The 1,332-nt window shown below is 65.2% G+C and carries 1 protein-coding gene and 1 pseudogene; both read right to left on the bottom strand.

Features of this window, described 5'->3' with window-relative positions; translation table 11 throughout:
* Positions 1 to 584: pseudogene (locus tag KYK29_RS22385) on the bottom strand (electron transfer flavoprotein subunit alpha/FixB family protein); the annotation flags it as partial.
* A 22-nt stretch (positions 585 to 606) separates the two neighbouring features.
* A partial coding sequence (locus tag KYK29_RS22380) for an electron transfer flavoprotein subunit beta/FixA family protein (RefSeq protein WP_254693076.1) occupies positions 607 to 1,332 on the bottom strand: 726 nt, incomplete at its 5' end.

Here is a 1,332-nt window from a genome sequence, read left to right as displayed (position 1 = left end):
ATCTTCGCCGACGTCAGTTCCGGACGGTCGGACGACGACAGCGCATCCGCGACATGGCTGGAAAGACCCGGGTCGGCTGCGGCAGCGACCGTTTCGGTCGATGCACTGCCGCCTTCACCCGCTGCGGCGAAGGAGGCCGTGCGCACGGTGATTACCTTCTTCGCATCCGTCGACTGAACCGTCTGGATCGCGTTGCCGGCATAGATCGGGCGCTTGAACGTGTCGGGGCTCACGACCTCGACGATCTCCGAGACCTGCGCGACGTCGAGAAGCGCGGCCACGCGCGGAGCCACGTTCTTGCCGACCGAAGTCGCCGCCGCGACGATCGTATCGTAATTGCCGGCAAGCGAGACGATGAGCGCCGCCAGCGGCTCGGCGAGGTTGTTGGCAAGGCTGGCGTCCTCGGCGACGAGCACCTTCGTCACGCCGGCAAGCTTCGCCGCCTGTTCGGCCGCGGCCTTGGCGCCGGCGCCCGCGACGAGCACATGCACGTCGGAACCGATCTTCGATGCTGCCGTCAGCGCCTTGGCGGTCTGGTCGGAAAGAGTTGCATTGTCGTGGTCTGCGAGAAGAAGAATGGCCATGGTTGTGTTCTCCCTTTCCTGCTTACAGCACGCCAGCTTCGGTCTTGAGCTTTTCGACAAGCTCGGCGACCGACTTGACCTTGACGCCGGCCTTGCGGCCCGACGGCTCCTCGGTCTTCAGCACTTTGAGGCGCGGGGCGGTATCGACGCCGAAATCGGCCGGGCTCTTCTTGTCGAGCGGCTTCTTCTTCGCCTTCATAATGTTCGGCAGCGAGGCATAGCGCGGCTCGTTCAAGCGGAGGTCCGTGGTGACGACCGCCGGCAGCTTGACCTCGATGGTCTGCAAGCCGCCGTCGACTTCACGCGTGACGGTCGCCTTGCCGTCGCCGATCTCGACCTTCGAGGCGAACGTCGCCTGCGCCCAGCCGAGCAGCGCCGAGAGCATCTGGCCGGTCTGATTGCTATCGTCGTCGATCGCCTGCTTGCCGACGATGACGAGGCCCGGCTGTTCGGCCTCGGCAACACCCTTGAGGATCTTGGCGACGGCGAGCGGCTCGACCTGATCCTCGGTCTCGACCAGGATTGCCCGGTCGGCGCCCATGGCGAGCGCGGTCCTCAGCGTCTCCTCGGCCTTGGCAGGCCCGATCGACACGACGACCACTTCCTCGGCCTTGCCGGCTTCCTTCAGCCGCAGCGCCTCCTCGACCGAAATCTCGTCGAACGGGTTCATCGACATCTTCACGTTGGCAAGCTCAACGCCCGATCCGTCCGTCTTCACCCGGATCTTCACGTTGTAGTCGACCACCCG

It is taken from the genome of Shinella daejeonensis (genome assembly GCF_024281235.1).
In the GTDB taxonomy this organism is placed as follows: domain Bacteria; phylum Pseudomonadota; class Alphaproteobacteria; order Rhizobiales; family Rhizobiaceae; genus Shinella; species Shinella daejeonensis.
The sequence above is the reverse complement of the archived record's forward strand: the minus strand, read 5'-3'. Positions and strand labels throughout refer to the sequence as shown.